General features: G+C 60.7%; 17 protein-coding genes. 9 read left to right on the forward strand and 8 right to left on the reverse strand.

The features are described 5' to 3' along the window. Positions 1 to 642 (reverse strand): FMN-dependent NADH-azoreductase, encoded by a 642-nt coding sequence (locus JFU58_RS29975; RefSeq protein ID WP_201142996.1) that lies wholly within the window; start codon positions 640 to 642, stop codon positions 1 to 3. A 124-nt stretch (positions 643 to 766) separates the two neighbouring features. Here JFU58_RS29975 and JFU58_RS29980 point away from each other — a divergent pair, with 124 nt between their 5' ends. Both JFU58_RS29980 and JFU58_RS29985 read left to right on the forward strand, forming a co-directional pair. Beyond that, positions 767 to 1723 carry a LysR substrate-binding domain-containing protein gene (locus JFU58_RS29980; protein ID WP_201142997.1) on the forward strand — a complete coding sequence of 319 codons (957 nt, stop codon included), beginning with the start codon at positions 767 to 769 and terminating at the stop codon, positions 1721 to 1723. 54 nt (positions 1724 to 1777) lie between these two features. Beyond that, positions 1778 to 2308 carry a ferritin-like domain-containing protein gene (locus JFU58_RS29985; protein WP_017478375.1) on the forward strand — a complete coding sequence of 177 codons (531 nt, stop codon included), beginning with the start codon at positions 1778 to 1780 and terminating at the stop codon, positions 2306 to 2308. Positions 2309 to 2445: 137 nt separating this feature from the next. On the opposite strand, the gene JFU58_RS29990 is transcribed toward JFU58_RS29985, so the two are convergent. Further along, entirely contained in the window at positions 2446 to 4515 is a 2070-nt protein-coding gene (locus tag JFU58_RS29990; protein ID WP_201142998.1) for an AsmA family protein, read from the reverse strand. Positions 4516 to 4883: 368 nt separating this feature from the next. Between JFU58_RS29990 and JFU58_RS29995 the strand changes: the two genes are divergently transcribed. Together JFU58_RS29995 and JFU58_RS30000 are read left to right on the forward strand one after the other, a co-directional pair. Continuing rightward, positions 4884 to 5333 (forward strand): hypothetical protein, encoded by a 450-nt coding sequence (locus tag JFU58_RS29995; protein ID WP_063033368.1) that lies wholly within the window; start codon positions 4884 to 4886, stop codon positions 5331 to 5333. A 151-nt stretch (positions 5334 to 5484) separates the two neighbouring features. After that, positions 5485 to 6117, forward strand: coding sequence for a TetR family transcriptional regulator (locus JFU58_RS30000; RefSeq protein ID WP_017478372.1), 633 nt, complete (start codon positions 5485 to 5487; stop codon positions 6115 to 6117). Between the two features lies 1 nt (position 6118). Here JFU58_RS30000 and JFU58_RS30005 read toward each other — a convergent pair whose 3' ends face one another. Further along, positions 6119 to 6607 (reverse strand): C40 family peptidase, encoded by a 489-nt coding sequence (locus JFU58_RS30005; protein WP_093202310.1) that lies wholly within the window; start codon positions 6605 to 6607, stop codon positions 6119 to 6121. 337 nt (positions 6608 to 6944) lie between these two features. On the opposite strand from JFU58_RS30005, the gene ureE reads away from it, so the two are divergent. The 5 genes from ureE to JFU58_RS30030 all read left to right on the forward strand — a co-directional run bounded on the left by ureE (position 6945) and on the right by JFU58_RS30030 (position 10664). After that, positions 6945 to 7445: an urease accessory protein UreE gene (ureE, locus tag JFU58_RS30010; RefSeq protein ID WP_017478370.1), complete on the forward strand. Its 501-nt coding sequence runs from the start codon at positions 6945 to 6947 to the stop codon at positions 7443 to 7445. Then, positions 7442 to 8116, forward strand: coding sequence for an urease accessory protein UreF (locus JFU58_RS30015; RefSeq protein WP_063033370.1), 675 nt, complete (start codon positions 7442 to 7444; stop codon positions 8114 to 8116). The genes ureE and JFU58_RS30015 overlap by 4 nt, the downstream gene beginning before the upstream one ends. 23 nt (positions 8117 to 8139) lie before the next feature. Then, entirely contained in the window at positions 8140 to 8754 is a 615-nt protein-coding gene (gene ureG / locus JFU58_RS30020; protein ID WP_003217431.1) for an urease accessory protein UreG, read from the forward strand. A 24-nt stretch (positions 8755 to 8778) separates the two neighbouring features. Then, a complete protein-coding gene (locus JFU58_RS30025) occupies positions 8779 to 9351 on the forward strand; it encodes a HupE/UreJ family protein (protein WP_017478368.1) in 573 nt (190 codons plus the stop codon). 182 nt (positions 9352 to 9533) lie between these two features. Further along, complete coding sequence (locus JFU58_RS30030) at positions 9534 to 10664, forward strand: AGE family epimerase/isomerase (RefSeq protein ID WP_177025918.1); 1131 nt, start codon at positions 9534 to 9536, stop codon at positions 10662 to 10664. Here the strand turns inward: JFU58_RS30030 and JFU58_RS30035 are convergent. The 5 genes from JFU58_RS30035 to livM all read right to left on the reverse strand — a co-directional run bounded on the left by JFU58_RS30035 (position 10636) and on the right by livM (position 16122). Continuing rightward, the gene (locus JFU58_RS30035; RefSeq protein ID WP_017478366.1) at positions 10636 to 11541 is read right to left on the reverse strand and encodes a cation diffusion facilitator family transporter; all 906 of its coding nucleotides are present in this window, start codon (positions 11539 to 11541) and stop codon (positions 10636 to 10638) included. The genes JFU58_RS30030 and JFU58_RS30035 overlap by 29 nt on opposite strands. A 158-nt stretch (positions 11542 to 11699) precedes the next feature. Continuing rightward, positions 11700 to 12467: an SDR family oxidoreductase gene (locus JFU58_RS30040; protein ID WP_017478365.1), complete on the reverse strand. Its 768-nt coding sequence runs from the start codon at positions 12465 to 12467 to the stop codon at positions 11700 to 11702. A gap of 792 nt (positions 12468 to 13259) precedes the next feature. Continuing rightward, positions 13260 to 13976: an ABC transporter ATP-binding protein gene (locus JFU58_RS30045; RefSeq protein WP_003217439.1), complete on the reverse strand. Its 717-nt coding sequence runs from the start codon at positions 13974 to 13976 to the stop codon at positions 13260 to 13262. Then, on the reverse strand, positions 13973 to 14848 hold the full coding sequence (locus tag JFU58_RS30050; RefSeq protein ID WP_063033375.1) for an ABC transporter ATP-binding protein: 876 nt from the start codon (positions 14846 to 14848) through the stop codon (positions 13973 to 13975). The genes JFU58_RS30045 and JFU58_RS30050 overlap by 4 nt, the downstream gene beginning before the upstream one ends. Continuing rightward, entirely contained in the window at positions 14845 to 16122 is a 1278-nt protein-coding gene (gene livM / locus JFU58_RS30055) for a high-affinity branched-chain amino acid ABC transporter permease LivM (RefSeq protein WP_201142999.1), read from the reverse strand. Before livM ends, JFU58_RS30050 begins: the two co-directional genes overlap by 4 nt. Position 16123: the final 1 nt, after the last annotated feature.

Genomic DNA, 16123 nt, shown 5'->3' on the forward strand with positions numbered 1-16123 from the left:
TCAGAAGCTCCCGGCCAGATCGCGCAGTTGGCCTTCGACCGCATCGCAGGAGCGACGGAACACGCTCGGGTCGGACTCCTCGCCCTCTGCGGCGATCACTGTGACGTCTTCAATGCCGATAAACCCCAGCGCGGTCCGCAGGTGCGGATCGGCGTGGTTCACCCCCTCGTTTTCCCCGCCCGGGCCAAAGCCGCTGCCGCCGCGACTGGTGATGATCAAGGCCTTTTTGCCTAACAATAACGGCTGGTACTGGGCGATGCCCTGGCTGTCCTGGGTGATATCCACGGTATGGCCCATGCGCACGATCTGGTCGATCCAGGCTTTGAGGCCGCTGGGGATCCCGAAGTTGTACATCGGCACGGAAATCACCAGCAGTTCGTGCTCGACCAGCTCGGCCACCAGTTCATTGCTCAGTTGCAAATCAGCGTGCATGGACAAGGGCATCGACTGCGGCTCGGGGTGAAAACTGGCGGCAATAAACGCTTCGCTGACATGGGGAATCGATGCACGGCCGACTTCGCGGCGGCTCAGGTGTGCGTCAGGGTTAGCGGCGTGCCAGGCGGCCAGGAACACCTCGGCCAGGCGCCGGGAGTGGGAACGTTCGCCGCGGGGGCTGGAATGGATCGCAAGCATTTTTTTCATCTGTCGGCCTTCACACGCTAGACTCAGGCAACCGGAATGGCTGCCTCTGTTGCACACAAATCTAGAGTCGAGCGGCCTTCCTCACAAATGAGCATTAGTTGTTTTGGATGAACTGAATTCATCCATGGAGCCTCACATGTTTGCCTCGCTGCCCCTGACCGCCCTGCGCGCCTTTGAATCAGCCTCACGCCTGTTGAGCTTCAAGGCCGCCGCCCAGGAGCTGTCGGTAACGCCAACGGCCGTGTCCCACCAGATTCGCTCATTGGAAACCTGGCTCGGCGTGCAGCTGTTCGAGCGCCTGCCGCGCCAGGTGCGCCTGACGGAACGCGGCGAGCGCCTGTTCCACAGCCTGCATGGCGCCCTGCTGGACGTCGCGCAAAGCGTCGATACCCTGCGCCCGCAACGCAGCGCCGGCAATCTCACCTTATCCACCACGCCGGCGTTCGCGGCCCTGTGGCTGGTGCCGCGACTCGGCCGCTTCTATGCCGCCCACCCGGATATCAGCCTGCGCCTGGACACCAACTGCGCCGTGGTCGACTTGCAGCAGGACGCCAGCGTCGACCTGGTGATCCGCTACAGCATCGACGACTACATGAACCTGTACGGTTTGTGCCTGTTCGACGAATGTTTCGCCGTGTATGGCTCCCCCGAACAAGTCGCCCTGGCGCGCGAGCGCACCCCGACCCTGATCAGCGTGCGCTGGCACAACTCCAAGCTGTACGCCCTGGGCTGGCAAGCCTGGTGCGAAAAAGCCGGGGAAGATTGGTTGCAATCCGCTTCGCCACTACGCGAATACGACGAAGAACACTACGCCTTGCAAGCAGCGATTGCCGGCCAGGGCCTGGTATTGGCGAGCAATATCCTGGTCTCGGAAAGCGTCGCCAGCGGGTTGCTGGTGCCTTACCGGCCACAAATCCGCGTCAACGGCGCCGGCTACAGCGCCCTGTGCGTGCCGGGGCGTGAACGGCATCCGCCGGTCCGGGCGTTTTTTGAGTGGTTGCAGGAGGAAGCGCGGCTGTCGGGACACACGCTGGAAAATCCGATAAAACTTTTCGGGTTGCCTGGGACTCACAACCAGTGAGCGATCACGCCGACAGAGCGTGGCGCAAAACCGGATTAGTACCAGGAGAACGAGATGACTGACTCACATTTGTCTGACGTAGCCACTTTACGTGACCGCGCCCGCAAGAACGTCGAAAACGGTGCCGTGACTGAAGGCTATGACGCCGACCGCCAGGAAATCCTGCGTCTGCTCAACGAATCACTGGCCACCGAACTGGTGTGTGTGCTGCGCTACAAGCGCCACTACTTCATGGCCAATGGCGTCAAGGCGCATGTCGCCGCCGAGGAATTCCTCGAGCACGCGACCCAGGAAGCCGAACACGCCGACAAGCTGGCCGAGCGCATCGTGCAGTTGGGCGGCGAGCCGGAGTTCAACCCCGACCTGCTGTCGAAAAACTCCCACGCGCAGTACGTGGCCGGCAATACGCTGAAGGAAATGGTCTACGAAGACCTTGTGGCCGAGCGCATCGCGGTGGACAGCTACCGCGAAATCATCCAGTACATCGGCGACAAAGACCCGACCACTCGCAGGATCTTCGAAGAGATTCTGGCCCAGGAAGAAGAACACGCCGACGACATGGCGGATATTCTGAAGGACCTGTAACTAACACAGCTCACACCTCAAAACCCATGTGGGAGCGGGCTTGCTCGCGAAGGCGGTGGATCAGTCGGCACATTCTTGACTGATCCACCGCCTTCGCGAGCAAGCCCGCTCCCACATTTGGTTCCCGGTTTTGTCAGCTAGCCCTTCACTGTTTTAGGTGCCTTGCCTTCCTTCATCTGTTGCAGCAACGGCGCACACTGGTTCGGCTCATCGCCGCTCGGCGCTACCAGCGCCAGCAAACCCGCCGCCGGGCCGGCAATCACACCCAGTGCAACCATACCCGCGCCACGCAACATCAGCGGCACCGCCTTCACGCCAGCATTCGGCTTGATAAACGGCCCGTTGACGTACAACGGCGAGCGCAGGGAGAACAGGCGGAAGCCTTTGGACTCTGGGGTAATCGTCAGGTCAAGCTGCTCGCTGGCCATGTTCGCGGTGCCATCGATGTAGATGATCGCGTTCTCGGTATCGAACACAAACAGGCGAGTCGTCGCCAGGCCCGACTTGATACCGAAGTCTGCGGCCGCACAGTTGATCTTCACTTCCTTATCGCCAAACAGGCGGCCGACCACGTAGTTGCCGACGTTGAGCCCGGCGATTTCCATCAGTCCGCGGCTGATGGCGCCGTCGTTGATCAACATCTTCAGATCGCCATTCGACGTGCCAAGCAATGCCGCGACGGAGTTGCCGCGCCCGGAAATATCCGCATCGCCGTTAAGTTCACCAAAGCTGGTTTTCATTGGCTCAAAGGTCGGGAACAGCTGTTTGAGCTTGAAGTTGCGCGCGGTGAGTTTCGCCTGGCCTTCCATCGGAGTGGTGCGCCCGTTAAGGCGAATCTGCGCATCGAGCTTGCCACCGGCCACGCCGAAACGCAGGGGCTCCAGGCTCAACTGGCCGTCGTTCAACACCAAGTGGGTGTAAAGATCGGTGAACGGCAATTCGGCACTGTGGACGATGCGCTTGCCGGTGAATTCAACGTCGGCATCCATGTCGCGCCAGCGTTCGGTGCGGAACTCTTCCACCGGCAACACCTTGGTCGCCGGCTGCTTGCTTTCGCCGCCACGGGCTTTTTGCTTGGCGTTGGAGTCGGCGCCAATCAGCGGCGCCAGGTCGGTCATCAACAACTGGTTGGAGACCAGCGCACCGGTGAGTTTGGGCCGCGGCTGGCTGGCGACGTAGCCGAGGTTGCCGTGGATGTCGCTGTTGCCGATCTTGCCGTTGAAGTTTTCATACTGGAACGACGCGCCACTGGCCTCATGCAGCTTGGCGATCAGGTGGCCGTCGGTGGAATAGGCTGGCGAATCCGGCAGGGTCACGCCGGTGAGTGGGTAGAGATTGCCCAGGCTGCTGCCGGAGAGCTTGAGGCGCAGGTCGAGGGCGCCGAGGTTCATCGGGTCGGTCAGGGTGCCAGCCAGTGCGATGCTGGTGTCGCCGATCCTGGCCTGGGCTTGCAGCGGGAACGGCTTGGCCGCGTCCTGCAACGCCAGCAGGCCACCGATCTTGCCGGTGCCATCGAGCTTCTGGCCGTGGTACTGGCCTTTGACCTTGAGGCCGAACGCGTAATCCTGCGGTGCAGAGCCTTTTTCCAGGGCTTTCTTGGCGTCGGCATCCCCGACGATCTCACCGAAGGGGATCGGCTTACCGAGCAAATCAATCACTACGTCGAGCTGGGTCTTGAGGGTTTGATCGTCAAGGGTTACGTGGCCTTTGTCGAAACCAATCGCGCCGATATCCACCACCCAGCTGGACGGCTCGGCATTCGGGTCCTTGGGGTCGAACTTGAAGGTCCAGTTGGCGCGGCCATCGGCCAGGCGCTGCAATTGCGCACTCGGTTCGGTGAGGTCGATACGCGGGATCACCACGCGCTGGGCCAGCAACGCCAGGGGCGAGATGCGCAATTCCACGCGCTTGAGGGTGACCATCTGCGGGGTTTTCGACCAATCGGGGTTGCCCAGGGTCAGGTCCTCGGCAATCACATGGGGCCACGGAATCCAGGCGCGCCAGCCGCCTTCATCGGGCTCACGCTGCCACACCACTGCCAGGTTGCCATTGATGGCAAACGGTCGATGCAGCTCTTCGGAGACCTTGGCGTTGAGCGGCGGCTTGATCCGGTTCCAGTCAAAGAACACCAGGACCAACACCACAATGGCGATTAACAAAACGAAGCTGGCGCAGCTCCAGGCGAGAATTTTACGAGTGCGCGTCATTGCACAGGACTCCAGGTTACGACTGAGCGGGCGCATTGGGGCGCACGTTTTGACTACAGCTTATATGGCTACGACTGACAAACGGCACGGGGGTTTAACCCCATTGATGAATTAGCGGTAAAAACCGCCTTTCCTGACCAATCAGACAATTTCAATCATCAACCACGCACCGTTGTTACCCACGATCGTGTCGAAAATACCCACCTCGGTGCAAAAGCGCGGGCTTGAGACCTGCGAGATAGAGCCCTCGCAGGGAACAATCAATTCTGTTGATTATTACCATTGTGTTTATGAACTTTTATATCGACTTATCAAGAGTAGCATTAGCGCTGTACCCAATTTATCGCCCTCCCAAGGAGCAACCCATCATGAAACGCCAATTACTCGCAAGCTTTGTACTTTCCGTCCTGGCCACCAGCGCATTTGCCCTGCCAGCTGCTGAACAGGCCACCCCACAAGTGAAAGCCGATGCTTCCCACTTCAGCCAAACCCTGGCTCGCAGCGGTGCTTCGGACAAGAACAACACCGACTACAACGGCAGCATCACTGAAAACGGTTCGGAACAAGCCAACAAACGTGCTTACACCGAAGGCGTCGCTGAAGGTGGCCGTGATCGTCTGGAACAGAAAGGTCTGGTTGAAGGTGGCGCTGATCGCCTGATGGAACGCAACGCTGTTGCCGAAGGTGGCCGTGATCGCCTGGAACAGAAAGGCCTGGTTGAAGGCGGTGCTGAACAAGCCAACGAACGCGCCTACGCCGGTTCCGTAGCTGAAGGCGGTGCCGACCGTCTGGCAGAACTGCATCAAGCACAGAGCTAAGCCCGTGCTGGCCCTGGAAAAAAGCCCGATCACCCGATCGGGCTTTGACTTTGTGTGAACCGCAACGCCCTTCTCCCTTTTGAAGTTCGACGCTGGCAAAGCTGATTTGCTAGAGTGCGTCGCTGTCCTTGTCCACAAAGCCCGCCTGCCAATGCTGCCCCGTGCCGAACAGAAGCAACAGACCCGACTCGCCCTGATGGACGCAGCCCGCCATCTGATGGAGTGTGGCCGTGGGTTCGGCAGCCTGAGCCTGCGTGAAGTGGCCAAGACCGCCGGCATCGTGCCCACCGGTTTCTACCGTCACTTTGCCGATATGGATCAGTTGGGCCTGGTATTGGTCAGTGAAGTCGGCCAGACCTTTCGCGCGACGATTCGCCTGGTGCGCCACAACGAATTCGTGATGGGCGGCATCATTGATGCCTCGGTACGGATTTTCCTGGATGTGGTCGCCGCCAACCGTTCGCAATTCCTGTTTCTGGCCCGCGAGCAATACGGTGGCAGCCTCGCCGTGCGCCAAGCCATTGGTGCCCTGCGCGAAGACATCACCAGCGACCTCGCCGCCGACCTGACCCTGATGCCCAAGCTACAGCACCTGGATGCCGACGGTTTGCACGTAATGGCCGACCTGATCGTCAAGAGCGTGTTCGCCACCCTGCCCGACATCATCGACCCGCCCGCCGAAGCGCTGCCTGCGCACCTCACGCCTCAAGCCAAGATCACCCAGCAACTGCGCTTTATCTTCATTGGCCTCAAGCATTGGCAAGGCTTGGGCAGCACTGAATAAATCATCGCACGGCGTGGAAACGCTTGGCGGTGGTGTAGTTCTTGTTCCAGTAACTGTTGGCCAGTGAATCGATGCGCACGCTTTTGCCGGTGCGGGGCGAGTGAATGAATTTGCCCTCACCTATATAGAGACCGACGTGGCTGACCTGACCGCGCCCGTTGCCCCTGAAAAACACGGCATCACCCGGTTGCAATGCATCGCGCTTGATCGTGGCCGCAGTTGAGCGGTGCATCTCAGACGTCGTGCGGGGCAGATGAATGTTGGCTTCGGTCTTGAACAGGTACACCAGAAAGCTGCTGCAATCGAAGCCCTGCCGTACCGAGGTGCCGCCCCACTTGTAGGGCGTGCCCAGCAGCGCATGGGCACGATCGATCACGTTGTCGATAGAAGGCCGCGGGGTAAATGCCGGGGCCCGATGGAGATTGGCCGAAGCGGATGAAAGGGTGAGCGACAAGCTGACAATGATTAAACAGAAAAATGACTTGTACATGATGGAACCGCTGAGAATTAAACACGGAGCGGAATCCTAATGAAACAGCGCGTAACCCGATGACCGCCTAATCCTGTAACTGCGTGGGAAAAATCCGAAACAACTCTTCCACCCCCAAAGATGAAAGAAATTTCATGCAACGAGCCATGGAATTCAACGCCGAGCGCCCGAATCCGGTGCTATAAATCCACTCGCGCACCAAAATGAAACATTTTGGAATAATTTCCTGCGCCATCAGGTGGCACACGCCGCCTGCCTACAGGGAATTCCTACTCCCCGCGTGGTTGGCAAGACCCTTGCTCTAGCTTGCTTATCGCTCATAGCTGGAAGCTTTCTGATGCTGGTGATCCACCGCCGAATCGCCCCCGAACCCGTCTGGGCCGCAGAGTTGCTGCTGAATTTCGAAGCCCGCAGCAAAAGCCGCTTGCGCTGTTTCAGTGCCGATGGAGAAGACGTCGGCCTGTTTCTGGAGCGCGGTCAACCGCCGCTGCACGATGGCGAATTCCTACAGGCCGAAGACGGACGTGTCGTACGCGTGTGCGCCCGGCCTGAACAACTGCTGCACGTCACCTGCAGCAGTGCCTTTGAACTGACCCGCGCCGCCTATCACTTGGGCAACCGCCACGTGGCGCTGCAAGTGGGGGACGGCTGGTTGCGCCTGCTGGATGACTACGTGCTCAAGGCCATGCTTGATCAGTTGGGTGCGACGACTGAAACCATCGAGGCACCCTTTCAGCCGGAACACGGCGCCTATGGCGGTGGTCACCATCACTCCCGCCATGGCGACGAAGACTTCAACTACCCACCCAAGCTGCATCAGTTCGGCGTACGTCTATGAACCCAGCCTGGGCGCTGTTGCGTCTGGCCAGTCCGCAGCTGCCGATTGGTGGCTACAGCTATTCCCAGGGCCTGGAAATGGCCGTGGAGCAAGACCGCGTGACCGACCCGGCAAGTGCCGGGCGCTGGATCAGCGATCAACTGTTGCTCAACCTGGCGCGCTTCGAGGCGCCGCTGCTGCTCGCCCACTGCAAGGCCGCCGCTGAACAGGACTGGCCACGCCTCGCGCAGTTGTGTGAGGAACACCGCGCCAGCCGCGAAACCCGCGAGCTGTACCAGGAAAGCCGGCAGATGGGTTACTCCCTGCACCAACTGCTGAACGGCTTGCCGGAACTGGATGACGCCGCGCGGGAGTTTCTCGCCCTGCGACCCGAACCACACCTGGCCCTGGGCTGGGCGCTGGCCGCACGCGCCTGGCAGATCAGCCCCGACGACGCCCTGGCCGCCTGGCTGTGGAGCTGGCTGGAAAACCAGCTGGCGGTGCTGATGAAAACCTTGCCACTGGGCCAGCAAGCCGCCCAGCGCCTGACCAGTGAACTGCTGCCGCTGCTGCAACAAGCCCAGCAGGACGCCAGCCAACTCGACCCCAACCACTACGGCAGCGCCGCCTTTGGCCTGTCCCTGGCGTGCATGGCCCATGAGCGCCAGTACAGCCGCCTGTTCCGTTCCTAGGGCACTTTATCTTGGAGAATCATATGAACACCCAACCCCTGCGCGTCGGCATCGGCGGGCCGGTCGGCTCCGGCAAGACCGCCCTGACCCTGGCCCTGTGCCTGGCCCTGCGTGATCGCTACAACCTGGCGGTGGTCACCAACGATATCTACACCCGCGAAGATGCCGACTTCCTGGTGCGCAACCAGGCCCTGGCGCCCGAGCGCATCATCGGCGTGGAAACCGGCGGCTGCCCCCACACCGCGATTCGCGAAGATGCCTCGATCAACCTCGAAGCGGTAGACCAACTGAACCGGCGCTTTCCCGGCCTGGACCTGATCCTGGTGGAATCCGGCGGCGACAACCTGTCGGCCACCTTCAGCCCGGAACTCTCGGACCTGACCATTTACGTGATCGATGTGTCGGCCGGCGACAAGCTGCCGCGCAAAGGCGGGCCCGGGATTTGCAAATCCGACCTGCTGGTGATCAACAAGATCGACCTGGCACCGCTGGTGGGCGCGTCTCTGGAGCTGATGAACAGCGACACCCAGCGCATGCGCGGCGGTAAACCTTTCGTCTTCAGCAATCAGAAAACCGGCGTCGGCCTGGAAGAAATCGTCGCCTTCATCGAACGCCAGGGCTTGCTGACCGCAGCCTGATCAACCTCAACAAGGAGCCTGTCCATGCGCCTCAATACACTTCTCGCAGCCGCAGCCTTGCTGCTCACTCCCGCCCTCGCCTTCGCCCACCCCGGCCACGGCGACAACGGCCTGGTGGCCGGTATCAGCCACCCGCTGGGCGGCATCGACCACTTGCTGGCGATGCTCGCCGTGGGCCTGTGGGCCGCCCAACAAAAAGGCTCAGCACGCTGGGCGCTGCCGTGCACCTTCGTCGGCACCATGCTGATCGGCGGGATGCTGGGCTTTGAAGGGCTGGAACTGCCGGCGCTGGAAAGCGGGATTGCCGCGTCCGTGCTGGCGCTGGGCCTGGCGGTGGCGCTGGCGGTGCGTCCGCCGTTGTTCGTGGCGGTGGCGGCCACGGCACTGTTTGCGCTGTTCCATGGCGTGGCGCATGGTTTGGAGCTGCCTGATATGTCCAGCCCTTGGGCGTATGCCGTAGGGTTCGTGGGTGCGACAGCGGTTCTGCATGCGGCGGGTTATGCCGTGGTGCGCTTCCTGCCGGCGGCGGCAGCGCCGTTGGTGCGGGTGGCGGGTGCGGCTTCGGCGGCGACTGGGGTTTGGTTGCTCGCGGCCTGATTTTCGTTGCTCCTGAGGGCCTCTTCGCGAGCAAGCCCGCTCCCACATTCGACTGCATTCCAACAATGGAACTCGATCGAATGTGGGAGCGGGCTTGCTCGCGAAGGCGGCAGTAAAGACAACACCGATCCCAAGCCTGATACCATGTCGCGCAAACACCCCTGCCGTGACGACGCCAGCCGATGCCCATCGCTCCAAGCTCCGCCCTCAAGCCTCAATTGACCGCTGTGTTGACGCACTTCCACGACCTGATCGTGCCGCTCTGGCATGGCCCGGGCTGGAATGCCGACCTGGCGCTGCCCTATGAGGCCCTGGACGCCGACCATCGGCCGTTGCCCCCGCAACGCTACCGCGCCATGGCCTGCGCACGGCAGTTGTACCTGTTCGCCAGCCTGATCGGCGAGCCCGGCGCAGCCTTTGCCGAGGAGCGCGCCGCCGCGCTGTTCCGTTCCCTGCAACGGCACTTCCACGACGCCGAGCACGGCGGCTGGTTCTACAGCATCGACGCCCACGGCAAGCCGCTGGACAAACGCAAGGACCTCTACACCCACGCCTTCATCATCTTTGCCTGCGCCCACTATTGGGCCAAGGTGCGTGAATCGCTGGTGGAGTCGGTACTGGACGCGGCCCTGGAAGTGGTCGCCGAACGCTTCGCCACCGGCGACGGCCTGTATGAAGCGGTGCTGGAGCGTAACTGGTCGTCCCTCAAGTCCGGCCCTCTACAAAACCCGTTGATGCACCTGGCCGAAGGCTTCCTCGCCACGCTGGCCGTGCGTGAAGACGCCGTCACCCAGGACGCATTGCTGGACCTGGCCAACGCCATGCAAAAGCGCTTCATCGACCGCCAGCACGGCGTGATGATGGAAAAACCGCTGGGGGCTGTGGATAACTGGTTTGAGCCGGGACACCAGTTCGAATGGTTCTTCCTGCTGGAGTCTTCGGACTTGTTGCGAGGCGCACCGCTGCACGCGTCCCTGAACAAAGCGTTCAGCTATGCCGAGCAAAAGGGTGTAGATAACCTGACCGGCGCGGTCAGCGGCATGCTGGCCCTGGACGGCAGCCTACGCGACGGTACCCAACGCATCTGGGCCCAGGCCGAATACCTGCGGGCGCTGACCTTGCGGCCCAACAGTGAAGCCGTGCTGCAACGCCAATTGCTGGCGCTGCAACAGCGCTTCCTGCACGACAAAGGCTGGAATGAGTGCCTCGATGCCAAGGGGCAAGTCAGCCGACGGGACATGCCGTCGACCACGCCTTACCACTTGGCGACGTGCTACCTGGGCCTTACGCAATCCATTTGCGATCCCCGGTAAAACTGATCGTCAGCCAGCGGGCCGCGTCCGGCTTGCCCAGCCCTGTGGATATTTCTTCGCGCAGCCCGTCCAGGGTGGCGACGTTATCCACCGGGTAATCCGCCGGCAGCACCACATGAATCTCGATAAACCGCGCCCGCCCGTGCTTCTGCACGTAGGACACGTAATCGTCGAAACCATGCTTGGCCTGGGCCGCGTCCATCACTTCGCGGACTTTGCCGTCCAGTTGGTCCGGTACAATTCCCAGCACATCCCGCAGCGCCGGGCGCAGGATCTTGAAGGCCGGCGCCAGCATGCTCAACGCCAGCAGGATCAGGATCAACGGGTCGACGTACACCGCCCACTGCCCGTAGCCCTGGGACTTGAGCAACAGCGCCGCCAGGAAGCTCACCAGCAGCCCCACCGACAGCATCGCGTCCACCAGCCAGCTGATGTTGTCGAACTGGATCAGCGACGACTTGAGCGTGCGATTGCGATAACGCACATAGAAGAAATAGGCGAACTCGACGACGGTAAACACCGCCGCGTAGATGATCACCAGGCCCAACTCGATATCGCGCCCGCCATTGATAATGCCGAACACACCGTTGAGAAACGCATAGATGGCTATCAACAGCAGGAAGCTGCCTTCGATCAGCAGCACCATGGGTTCCAGGTGCCAATAGCCGAACTGGAAACGTTCGTTGCTTTTCTTGGCGATCAGCTTGGCCGTGATCAGCATCAGCACCTTGATGGCGGTGGCGATCAGCGAGAAAAAGCCGTCGAATAAAATCGATTGGGCGCCCGACACCACACCCGTGACAATCCCGGCGATCGCCACGGCGAACATCAGGATGGTCGATTGTTTGAGCAGCGACTGCTCACCTCGGTTACTCACATATCCTCCTGTCAAAACCTTTGAACCGCACAGCGCGGCGGGGTTTTCAGGGGTGGAGTGTACCTTATGTCCTGTTTTGGCCGATTTGCCGCATATTTAAGGCTGACAAAAACCTGTGGTGAGGGAGCTTGCTCCCTCGCCACAACAGCTCGACGAACTTAGCCCTTGGCGCCACGCTCAATCGCAAACCCGGCCCAGGTCTGGCTTACCGGCATCAGTTCCAGACGGTTGATGTTCACGTGTGCCGGGGTATTCAGCACCCAGAAGATCGTGTCCGCAATGTCCTGTGGCTGGATCGGCTCGGCACCGGCATAGGTCGCGTCATAACGCGCCTGATCACCGGCAAACCGCACTAGGGAGAACTCGCTTTCGCACAGGCCCGGCTCGATGTTGGTCACACGCACGCCAGTGCCCTGCAAGTCGCAACGCAGGTTCAGCGAGAACTGTTTGACGAAGGCCTTAGTGCCGCCATATACGTGGCTGCCCGGGTATGGGTAGCTGCCGGCGATGGAGCCAAGGTTGATGATGCCGGCGCCACGGCCGTGGGCGATCAGGCGCGGCAACAGCAGGCTGGTGGTGGTCAGCAGACCCTTGATGTTGGTGTCGACCATGGTTTCCCAATCGTCGAGGCTGCACTTGGGCGCAGGGTCGGTGCCCACCGCCAGGCCGGCGTTGTTGATCAGCCCGCGCAGCGTGGCAAAGGAAGGCGGCAGGTTGGCAATTGCCTCTTCCATGGCCTTGCGGTCACGCACGTCCACCACCAGGCCGAGTACTTCGGTCTGCTTGGAGAGTTCGGCGCACAGGGCGTTCAGACGCTCTGCGCGACGGCCGGTGAGCACCAGTTTCCAGCCAGCTTCGGCAAAACGGCGGGCACAGGCTTCGCCGAAACCGGAGGTCGCGCCAGTAATAAACAGCGTATTGGACATGGTGTTCTCCTTGCGGGGCTACGAGGTAAAAAATCAGCCAGCAGAATGCCCGGCTGCCGGGCTGGCGGCAACTGATACACGCTGTGGACACAGGTGAATGCCGCTCATACTGTACGAAATTCAACCAATCACTTGGGAGCCATACAGGCCGTGGTGTGCAGCCATGTGCGCGCACCTTATCCACAGCCCCGTCCACAGTCTTTGGGGGCAAGTGCAAAAAGCTGAAAGCCGCAGTACACAAGGCTTTCAGTGCAATTCAAAAAGTTTTTTGCTTGACCTTGAGCGAGCCATATGTAGCCCGGTTCAAAACGGTGCAATCAGGACGATGGCCCCAGGCCAGTCATTCCGGCCTCTGCGGCACTCTTTCCAGAGTTTAGTCACAGACTTATCCACAGGCCGGAGTGACATCTTCCGGTCATATACCTGTGTCTTTAAACAGGTTGACAAAACCCTCGAGGGGTCGCGAAAAACTCACTGCTCAATAAACAACCACCGTGCTACAAGCCACGAAAACAAAGGCCTCCAGCCAGCTACTCCCACGTTACCCACAGCCGGTTCCACAGTGGTTGGGGACAAGTCAAAACTGTGACAAAACAGGGATTTGCGGCGGCTATATGTCGCGCTTTGGCAGGTGTCTGGATTTGTTGTCCACAATTTCAGGAAAGCCTGCAGGCGACGCAAAAAAATGTGGGAGCGGGCTTGCTCGCGAAGGCGGAGTGTCAGTCTATACATGTGTGACTGATACACCGCCTTCGCGAGCAAGCCCGCTCCCACATTGGACCTGCGAACGACTTAATGCCCGCCGAGGTAGGCGTTGCGCACCTCTTCATTCACCAGCAGCTCCTTGCCGGTGCCTGTAAGGCGAATCTCGCCGTTGACCATCACGTACGCCCGGTCCGACAAGCGCAGCGCATGGTTGGCGTTCTGCTCCACGAGGAAGATGGTCATGCCGGTAGACGCCAGCTCCCGCAGCGTGGAAAAGATCTGCTTCACCACAATCGGCGCCAGCCCCAGGCTCGGCTCGTCCAGCAGCAACAGTTTGGGCCGACTCATCAGCGCACGAGCGATGGCGAGCATCTGCTGCTCCCCACCGGACATGGTCATCGCCCGCTGGTTACGCCGCTCCTTGAGCCGCGGGAACAGCTCGAACATCCGCTGCATGTCCTCGGTGGCGAACTTGTCGCCAATCGGGATGGTGCCCATCAGCAGGTTTTCCTCGACGGTCATGTCCGGGAACACCCGCCGCCCTTCCGGCGACTGCGCAATGCCGTTGGAGGCGATGTAGTGGGACGACTTGTGGGTAATGTCGACGCCGCGGTAGATGATCTGCCCGGACTCGGCCCGTGGCTGGCCAAAGATCGACATCAGCAGCGTGGATTTACCCGCGCCGTTGGAGCCGATCAGGCTGACGGTTTCGCCCTCGTTGATGTGCAGCGAGACTTTCTTCAGGGCCTGGATCGGGCCATAGAACACGTCCAGGTCTTTCAGTTCGAGGATTGGCTCACTCATACCAGTTCCTCTTCGTCAGCGCCCAGGTAAGCCGCGATCACTTTAGGATCATTGCGGATTGCTTCAGGACCGCCCTCGGCAATCACGTTGCCGTGGTCCAGCACCACGATGTGGTCGGAAATACTCATCACCATGCCCATGTCGTGTTCGATCAGTACCACCGTCAAGTCATGCTCGTCCCGCAGCAGACGAATCATCGCGCTGAGGGCTTCGGTTTCCTGGGGGTTGAGGCCTGCAGCCGGTTCGTCGAGGCAGATGATCTGCGGCCGGGTGCACATGGCGCGGGCGATTTCCAGGCGGCGTTGTTGACCGTAGGACAACTCGCCGGCCAGGCGGTTGGCGCAGTCCACCAGGTCCACCACTTCCAGCCAGTAGAAGGCATGGTCGAGGGCATCGCTTTCTGCCTTGCGGTACCCCTTGGTGTTGAGGATGCCCGCGAGCATGTTGCGGTTGACCCACATGTGCTGGGCCACCAGCAGGTTCTCCACCACCGACATTTCCTTGAACAGGCGAATGTTCTGGAAGGTGCGCGCCAAACCGGCACGGTTCACCAGGTGGGTGCCGCCGAACATTTTGTAGAACACCCGGCTGACGAAGCTCTTCGGCGAAACAAAGTCGGTGGCCTTGAAGCGCTCGCCCAGCAGCTGGATCACGTTGGTCTGCTTGCCGCGCACATTGAGTTCGATCTTCCCGCCGGAGGCTTTGTAGAACCCGGTCAGGCAGTTGAACACCGTGGTCTTGCCGGCGCCGTTGGGGCCGATCAAAGCGAAGATCGAGTTGCGTTCGACCTTGAGACTCACATCGCTCAAGGCCTTGATGCCACCGAAGTGCATCATCAGGTGTTCCACGGAGAGGACGACTTCCTTGCTCATGGCGCCACTCCTTTACGTGGGACTACACCGGTACGGCTGATACGAATCAAGCCTCGTGGTCGCCAGATCATCATCACCACCATCAACACGCCGAACAGCAGCACGCGGTATTCAGAGAAGCTGCGCAGCAGCTCCGGTGCCACGGTCAGTACGAACGCGGCAATCACTACGCCAACGGTCGAGCCCATGCCGCCCAATACCACGATGGCCAGGATCAGCGCCGACTCGAAGAAGGTGAATGACGACGGGTTGACGAAGCCCTGGTAGCTGGCGAAAAACACCCCGGCCAGGCCGGCAGTGGAAGCGCCAATGGTGAACGCCGAGAGCTTCACCAGCACGTGGTTGAGGCCCATGGAACGGCAGGCGATTTCATCTTCGCGCAAGGCTTCCCAGGCGCGGCCCACCGGCATGCGGGTCAGGCGGTGCTTGATGTACAGCACCAGCAGCACCACCAGGAACAGCACGATGTAGATGAACAGGAATTTGAAGTTGGGGTTGTAGTCGATGCCGAAGAACTCGTGGAACGGCACCCCGCCATCCTTCGCCTTACGCACGAACTCCAGCCCGAAAAACGTTGGCGACGGCACCGGCATGCCATTCGGGCCACCGGTAAACGAGAGCCAGTTGTTCAGCACCAGGCGGATGATTTCACCGAAGCCCAGGGTCACGATCGCCAGGTAGTCACCGTGCATTCGCAGCACCGGGAACCCGAGTATGCACCCCGCCAGCGCCGCGCAGATCGCCGCCAGCGGCAGCACTGTCCAGAAGCCCAGGCCGAGGTATTGATAACCCAGCGCCAGGCCATAGGCACCGATGGCGTAGAACGCCACGTAACCCAGGTCGAGCAGCCCGGCCAGGCCCACCACGATGTTCAGGCCAAGGCCCAGCAACACGTAGATCAGCCCGAGGATCACCACGGTCAGCAGGTATTTGTTGGCGAAGAACGGGAACACGATGGCAATCACAATCAACGCCGGGATGATCCAGCGCAGGCGCGATTTGTAGTCCGGCTTGAGCACATGCACACCGGAGCCGGTGCTTTCAAAACCCTGCAGAATCCGCAGGCCCTTGCGGGTTTGCAGGAACAGGCTCATGGCAAAGCGGCCGACCATCACGATGGCCACCAGGATGCCAACACGCGCCGGTTGCAGGTTGAAGCTGTAGCCGTCGAGGACCACACCGACGATCGGACCGAACACGATCAGCGAAATCAGCCCGGCGAGTACCGCATCGACGACACTTTTCTTGATATCGATAGAGTAGGCAGCAGACATA

Origin of the sequence: Pseudomonas sp. TH34 (genome assembly GCF_016650865.1) — a bacterium.
In the GTDB taxonomy this organism is placed as follows: Bacteria; Pseudomonadota; Gammaproteobacteria; order Pseudomonadales; family Pseudomonadaceae; genus Aquipseudomonas; species Aquipseudomonas yamanorum.